The sequence below is a fragment of the Desulfobacter sp. genome, assembly GCF_050177295.1.
Map to the genome: position 1 here is coordinate 1 of NZ_JBFXHE010000202.1, position 7883 is coordinate 7883.

Consider the following 7883-nt stretch of genomic DNA (forward strand, 5'->3'; position numbering starts at 1 on the left):
AATTAAGCTCAAAAAATAAATAACCCGAAACTGTAAATCCATCACAGAGGCATCAGGTTTTAAAAAACCTGATGCCTGTTTTTTTTCAAGGGCAACGCCGGGCTTTCTAATAAAGTTGAAAACTACTTTCTTTTATGGCAAAATAAAAAATCGTCAATTGTAAAGGCCTTGGGCCTGCATAGTTAGACAGGTATCCCGGGTCTTTCATCCATTGGCCCTCTGAACTTGCAACACGCCAAAAAAAGCAGGATCTGGGCCGGAAAGGAAGAGGAACCATGAAAGGAGAAAAAGCACAGCAGACTATAAAAACAATCTTAAAACCAATGGATATCCAGATCAATGGAAATCGTCCCTGGGATATTCAAATCAACAACCCCCAATTTTACCGGAGAATCATCTCGGGCGGTTCCCTGGCTCTGGGGGAAAGCTATATGGATGGCTGGTGGGATTGCAGGGCCCTGGATGAATTCTTCAAAAGAATTCTCGAATCCCGGCTGGATAAAAAGATCAAATCCATGAAGCCGGCCATCCTCTGGGAAATTTTCAAAGCCAGGGTAATGAATGTTCAAAGCAAAACCCGGGCGTTTATCATCGGACAAAAGCATTACGATATCGGCAACGCCCTTTTTCAAATCATGCTGGATAAAGGGCTGAATTATTCGTGCGGATACTGGCACCATGCAGATAATCTGGATGAGGCCCAGATTGGAAAGCTGGATCTGATCTGCCGGAAAATCGGTCTCAAACCCGGGATGGCAGTTCTGGATATCGGATGCGGATGGGGCGGGTTCGCAAAATATGCGGCTCAGACTTACGGCGTAAAGGTCAAGGGCATCACCGTTTCAAAGGAACAGGCAGAATATGCCCGGGAACAATGCAAAAACCTTGATGTAACCATTGAACTGTCCGACTATCGTAATTTGAATAAAACATATGACAGGATTGTTTCCATCGGCATGTTTGAACACGTGGGATGGAAAAATTACGGGACCTTTATGGAAGTGGTCCACCGGTGCCTGAAAGATGACGGGCTTTTTCTTCTGCACACCATCGCAGGAAATACCTCTGCCAAAGGAACGGACCCCTGGATCAGCACATATATTTTCCCCAACTCCATGGTCCCCTCTGCCAGCCAGGTCTCCCAAGCCGCAGAAGGACTATTTATTCTGGAAGACCTGCATAGCCTGGGCCGTTACTATGACAGGACCCTCATGGCCTGGTATGAAAATTTCACGAAGAACTGGAATTTAATCAAAGACCAATATGACATGCGGTTTTTCCGCATGTGGACCTATTATCTTCTGTCCTGTGCAGCCAGTTTCAGAACCCGGCGGAATCAGCTGTGGCAGATTGTATTTTCCAAAAACGGAATTAACCGGGTGTTCCGCAGCGAAGGGGAGTTGTTTATATGACCATACGGTAAAAATTGCCGATAAACCGGGCAATTATTGCTGTTCAACAAAAGTTACGAATAGGTCGGATCAGGCAAAGGTATTGGAGAATAAAGGCATTATTATTTTCTTTTCTGCGGCACAGTAATTGCTATTTCAAATAAAGAGAGATAGTGATCATATCATTAAGAAAAGGAAAAGATCATGACCGCCATATCCAGTGATTATTCAAGTCTTAGCGCCTATGCCAAAACCGGCTTGTCCAGCCTTTTGTCAACGACCTCGCCTATCAGTAAGGATGACGAGGATTCAAACACCGGCGTATCCACCGGCACAGATACCGTGACCTTGTCGGCAGAAGCCCTGGCCGCAGCCAACCGGGAATCATTAGGACTTCCGGCAACAGGTACACTGACCTTGTCGGATTTTGAAACGGCTTCATCCGATCAGGAAGACATAGTAAACACGCTGCTGGCCTCAGCCATGGAAGAGCTGGGCATTGATGCCGACCAGCAGGTTTCCCTGTCCTTGAACAGCGACAATGAAATTGAAGTTGAAAACAGCTTTACAGGCAGTGATGAACTTGAAGACATGTTAAACGCAAACAGCGAATTCACCCAGGCATTCACTGCATTAACAGCAAACAATGAAATTCTGGATTTTACCGAAGCCCTTCAGGAAAAAGTAACCAGCACCAGCCTGGCCGATTACATCAACAGCGACACCACTGAGGCGGACCTTCTCTCCCTGGCAGCCCAATATTCCAGCATCAATGCCGCCTCAGGCTCCCTGGAAACACTGTGGAATATCAGCCATGAGGAAACGCCCTATACGTATGTATACAATCAGGGGTAGCGGGTCAAACCAGATTTGACTAAATAAGTTGTTTTGGTCCGGCGTGTCCTGTATGGTGAGCCCATATGAACCAAATGACAGATACATTGCCTGATACCGGCCATATCAACGAAGTCTTAAAAGGTGTCGTGGACCGGGTCACATTCCATAATCCGGACAATGGCTGGTCTATTCTCAAGGTACTGCCCTTTGATCGTCCGGGCAGCCGGGAAACCGTGGTGGTCCATCAGACAAAGGTGTTTGCCGGTGCCACCATGGAATTTGAGGGGGCATGGACGGTACATCCGAAATTCGGCCGTCAGTTCAAGGCCGTGCATGCCAGGGAGAAAAAGCCTGCTACGGCATCTGCCCTGGAAAAATACCTTGGTTCAGGGATGATCAAAGGGGTGGGCCCCAAAACCGCAAAAAAAATCGTGGGATATTTCAAGGACCAGACCCTGGATGTGTTTGAATCCGATATTGAGCGCCTTGTGGAGGTGACCGGGATTGCCCACAAAAAGCTTGACATGATTTCAACGGCCTGGGAGGAGCACCGGGCCATCCGGGATGTGATGATGTTCCTGCAGTCCCATGGGATTTCCACGTTGTTTTCCGTTCGCATATATAAGGAATACGGCCATAATGCCATTGCCTGGATCACCCAGGACCCTTATCGCCTTGCTGCTGATTTTTTCGGCATTGGTTTCTTTAGCGCAGATAAGGTGGCGTTGAGCATTGGCCTTGAAACGGACAGTCTCCCAAGAATCACCGCCGGTATCCGCCACGTGCTTTCCGCAGCCCGGGAGTTCGGGCATTGTTATCTTACATTTCCCCAGATCAGGGAACAGCTAGAAGATCTGCTCAAGCTTGATCTGTCACAGCAGCTTGAAACCCTTCTGGCAGACATGGAATCCCAGCGGCTTCTGATGCGCAGGGATCTGGCCGATGACAGCGGACAGCCTGTGGCCTGTTACTATGCCCGGTCTCTCTATTTTGACGAGGCGTATGTGGCCAGGCGTCTTTCAGATCCAGGACCTGACCGGACCTTTGACCAGGCCCGGATTGACCGGTGGGTGGCGTTATTCTGCCAACGCTGTCAGATGCAGCTTTCCGTTGAACAGGCCACAGCAGTCAAGGGTGTGGTGCAGCAGCAGTTTTCCGTTCTCACCGGTGGACCCGGGTGCGGTAAAACCACAGCCACACGGGTGATGGTCCGCCTGCTGGAAGCCATGGGCCAAAAGGTGATGCTGGCCGCGCCCACGGGCCGGGCTGCCCAGCGTATGAGCGAGGTGATCGGAAAACCGGCCAAAACCATTCACCGGCTCCTGGGCTGGAAAGCCGGCGGATTCAAACGAAATGAAAACTCCCCTTTAAAGACAGATTTTCTGGTGGTGGACGAGTGCTCCATGCTGGATATCAATCTTACGGCCTCCTTGCTCAAAGCAGTACCCAGGCTATGCCAGGTGGTATTTATCGGCGACTATGACCAGCTGCCTTCAGTGGGGGCGGGCAACGTGCTCAAAGATATCATTGCATCACAAACAGTGCCCTGTTTCCGGCTTACCCAGGTGTTTCGCCAGGCCCAGTCCTCTTTGATCATAAAATTTGCCCACCAGATCAATAAAGGCCGGATGCCATGGATAAAAAGTCCGTTTAAATATCCGTCCATCTGGCAGGACGGAACCGACTGTTTGTTCATTGATTCCGATGAAGCGACCAAAGAACAGATCGCCTTTGTCAGCCGGGTCAAACGTTTATATATGCCTGGTGACCCGGAAACGTCAAACAGCAGTGCTGTTCAACAAATTCCTGATCCCCGGGACAATGATCATGGAGAGTTGTATGAATTCAGGGTTAACGAGGCGTGTTCCGCCTGGGAGACCGAAATTGCGATACCCAGGAAGTTTGCCCATGTGGATCTGGCCCGCCTGGCAGTCACTGAAAATCCCATTGAAGAACTTATGGAGGTGGTGGAAAAGATACACCCATGGTCCTCTCTGCATTATGGCCTGTCTGCTTTGGATGCAGTGAAAAAATTATATCTGGAGTGGATTCCCAAATACCTGGGAAAAGATACGGAAATCCAGATCCTTTCCCCCATGACCCGGGGCAGTCTTGGCACCCTTTCTTTGAACCGTGAGATCCAGGACAGCTATAATCCCATGGAACCGGGCAAGGCCCAGCTCACCGTGGGCCAGCGGATATTCAGAACCGGGGACCGGGTGATCCACAGAAAAAACAACTATGATCTGGGGGTATTCAACGGGGACATCGGCATCATTGACCGGATTAACACCATGGATATGACCTGCACGGTCCGTTTTCTACCGGATAACCGGGTGGTAAGCTACAGCCAAGCAGACATTATGGAACTTGACCTGGCCTATGCCATTACCATCCATAAATCCCAGGGAAGTGAATTTGAGGTGGTGATCATTCCGGTATTGACCCAGCATTTTAAAATGCTTTTCCGCAACCTGATTTACACAGGAATTACCCGTGCCCGAAAACTGGCCGTGTTTGTAGGCACCCGAAGGGCTTTGGGCATGGCCGTGGGAAATCAGGATATCAGCCGCCGCCAGACCGCGCTCAAAATGCTGCTCACAAAAGAGGTAAAAATATAGCCGCTTCAGGACAAAAAGAAAAACCGGTTACGTGAAAATCGTGTGCATTAGGATTTTATTGAATGCTTTCATTGATTTTATTTTTAAGCTTGCCTGCGCATTTGAACGTGACCACCCGTCTTTTTTCAAGGAGCATGGCATCCCCTGTAGCCGGGTTCCTTCCCTTTCTCGGGGACTTTTCAATGACCTGGAATTTCCCGAATCCGGAAATCATAATATCTTCACCCGAAGCCAGGGTGGACTTAATGATTTCAATCAGGGTTTCAAGTACCTCTTTGGACTGGGATGGGTTGTGATCAAATATATTTGAAATTTCTTCGATGAGTATGGATTTGGTACAGGTCAAAATTTCAGCCTTTTTTAATAATTTAGATTGAATAAACTTTGAATATATTAATCGGTTTTCCAAAAGAGTCAAGCGATTAGATGAACACCTGACACGAATCATGTCTAGTATTTTTCAAAATCGTCATCCAGGGAATCATCCCCCATGTCCAGCACAACGCCCCGGACCTGGCCCAGTGCGTCCTGACTGTTGGTAATGGCCATGGTTTTTGAGTCACGGCTCTCCCGGCTGCTGTTTATCCGATCTGCCTTGGATACGGATTTTTCCTTTTGAAACACCTGCCCCCGGGTTTTTATTTTTCCAAGCCTGAAGTAGGAGATTGCCTGCTGAAGCTGTTCTGCCTGGGCAGAGAGTTCTTCTGCGGTTGAGGACATCTCCTCGGAAGAGCTGGCATTCTGCTGGATAATCTGATCCAGTTGCTGCAGGGATTTGTTTATCTGGTCTGCGCCTGTGCTCTGTTCCGCAGAGGCCGCATTGATTTCCTGAACCAGTTCGGAGGTTCTGCGGATATCCGGAACGATTTTGTTGAGCATTGCACCGGCATTTTCAGCAATTTCAACACTGGAAGTGGACAAATTGCTGATTGCACTGGCTGCAGTCTGGCTGCGTTCGGCAAGCTTTCTGACCGCATCTGCCACCACGGCAAACCCCTTGCCGTGATCTCCGGCCCGGGCCGCCTCGATGGCGGCATTTAACGCCAGCATATTGGTCTGTCTTGCAATCTCTTCAATAATAAGGATCTTGGCGGCAATTTCTTTCATGGCCTCAACGGTTTTGGCCACAGCCTCTCCCCCCTGCTCGGCGTCTTCAGCTGCCTGGACAGCTAACCGTTCAGTCTGCTGGGCATTCTCTGCATTCTGTCTGATATTACCGGACATCTCCTCCATGGCGACGGAAGCCTGTTCCGCAGAGGCTGCCTGCTCCGTGGCGCCCTGGGACATCTGCTCAGATGTGGCGCTGAGTTCTTCGCTGCCGGCAGCAACGTTGCTTACAGCATTCTGGACCTCATCGACAATCTCCGTAAGCGATGCCGCCATATTCTTAATGGCCTTTTGAAGATCTCCTATCTCATCTTCACTGTTGGATTCAATAGTAACGTTCAGATCGCCTTGGGCAAGTTTGTTTGCCACATCAACACCCTGGGAAAGGGGCAGTTCAATGTATTTTCTGGCCATGAATCTTACCCAGAAGAAAGCCGCGAGTATGAGTATGGTAATGGTTACCGCCGTAAAAAGAATCTGATTTTGGACCATATGATTAAGTTGTTCTCTTTTCTCCACAATTTTATTTTGCACCCCATCAATGTATACGCCTGTGACAACAATCCAGTTCCAGGGTTTGAAGTATCTGAAATATCCGATTTTGGGTTCAGCTTTTTCAGATCCTATTTTAGGCCAGGTATAATTTATATGGCCCTGACCGTCAGACTTGGCCATCTCAATAATTTCCCTGAATATAAATCTTCCGGAGGAATCTTTTATGTCCATAAAATTTGTGCCAATGCTCTCCTGATTTAAATGGGCCAGAACATTGCCCTGGGTATCCATGATGTAAAAATAGTCATTGTCCCCGTATTTCATATCAGAAACAATGTTTATGGCCACTTTTTGTGCGTCTGTTTCAGCTTTGCCAACGTATACACCTGTACCGATAATCCAGTTCCAGGGCTTGAAAGAACGGACATAGGACAGTTTTCTCTCCCATTTGTTGGTGTCATCAATGGTGGGCCAAAGATAGCTGACATATCCCTCTCCCGCTTCCTTGCATAGACGAACCATCTCCACAAACATGGGGGCATCAGTTCCTTGGGCCGTAACGACTTTCCCGTTTTTGGCAAACCGGGAAATGTCTTTTCCATTCAAATCCGGTACCGTGGGATGCAGAACCATTTTGGGGTATGTGTCATTGATCCAGAAATAGTTGCCGTTCTCATAGCGCAACGCCTCAATTTCGGACCCAATCTTTTTCTGGACTGTTTCCATTTTTTGATCGTCAATATAGGAGGATGCATTCCGGGCTTGTGTATACGCCCTATTAACCATGGAATAAGGAAGGTCCACAAGATTTTTCAATTCTGCACCATATCTCTTTTTTATATCTTCAATACTAACGGCCTGGCTATGAACCTTTACAACCATGGTATAGACCGAATCCACCAAGTCTATAAGCTTTTGTCTGGTTTCATCCATCAGCTCTTTTTCAAAGGCGGCAATATCTTCGTGGACCAGGTGGATGGTGCTGTAAAGGGAGTAGCTCCCCACAACGCCTACTGAAATGAGAATTGCCAGAATAACGATTACGATAATTTTCCTCTTGATCTTAAAATTTTTGAAACGCATCCCATCCTCCTTACAGATGAAGTGATTTCTAAAAAACGAGAATTTTATTTCACCCATCAAATATCATAATTTTCGTACGGATAAATTTTTTTTTTCGTAACAGCCTGCCCTGAACGCGTTACTAATTTAAAAGTGATGCAATTGAAAATTGTAAAAGTATATCTATACCGGGGTTTTATTGTCAATATGAATCAGGACATGCTGGCTTTTAGATGATAATATTGAACTTTTTTGACACAGAATTTTGATTGGCGTATATTTTAAAAAACAGCAGTGAAATCAGACAAGGAGTACACATGGTTCCCGAGAATCAAGATAAGGACGGCAACCTGGTGATGAAAATTGAGGG

5 protein-coding genes are annotated in these 7883 nt (G+C 47.6%); 3 read left to right on the forward strand and 2 right to left on the reverse strand.

What is annotated here, in order from left to right:
* The first annotated feature begins 275 nt into the window (after positions 1 to 275).
* The 3 genes from cfa to recD2 all read left to right on the forward strand — a co-directional run bounded on the left by cfa (position 276) and on the right by recD2 (position 4849).
* Entirely contained in the window at positions 276 to 1412 is a 1137-nt protein-coding gene (cfa, locus tag AB7U36_RS14185) for a cyclopropane fatty acyl phospholipid synthase (protein ID WP_428160391.1), read from the forward strand.
* Positions 1413 to 1595: 183 nt separating this feature from the next.
* The gene (locus AB7U36_RS14190) at positions 1596 to 2246 is read left to right on the forward strand and encodes a hypothetical protein (RefSeq protein ID WP_428160392.1); all 651 of its coding nucleotides are present in this window, start codon (positions 1596 to 1598) and stop codon (positions 2244 to 2246) included.
* A 65-nt stretch (positions 2247 to 2311) separates the two neighbouring features.
* Positions 2312 to 4849 (forward strand): SF1B family DNA helicase RecD2, encoded by a 2538-nt coding sequence (recD2, locus tag AB7U36_RS14195; protein ID WP_428160393.1) that lies wholly within the window; start codon positions 2312 to 2314, stop codon positions 4847 to 4849.
* Between the two features lie 55 nt (positions 4850 to 4904).
* Here the strand turns inward: recD2 and AB7U36_RS14200 are convergent, their stop codons facing one another.
* Both AB7U36_RS14200 and AB7U36_RS14205 read right to left on the reverse strand, forming a co-directional pair.
* Positions 4905 to 5195: an integration host factor subunit alpha gene (locus AB7U36_RS14200; RefSeq protein ID WP_428160394.1), complete on the reverse strand. Its 291-nt coding sequence runs from the start codon at positions 5193 to 5195 to the stop codon at positions 4905 to 4907.
* 104 nt (positions 5196 to 5299) lie between these two features.
* Positions 5300 to 7534: a methyl-accepting chemotaxis protein gene (locus AB7U36_RS14205; RefSeq protein ID WP_428160395.1), complete on the reverse strand. Its 2235-nt coding sequence runs from the start codon at positions 7532 to 7534 to the stop codon at positions 5300 to 5302.
* Between the last annotated feature and the right edge of the window lie 349 nt (positions 7535 to 7883).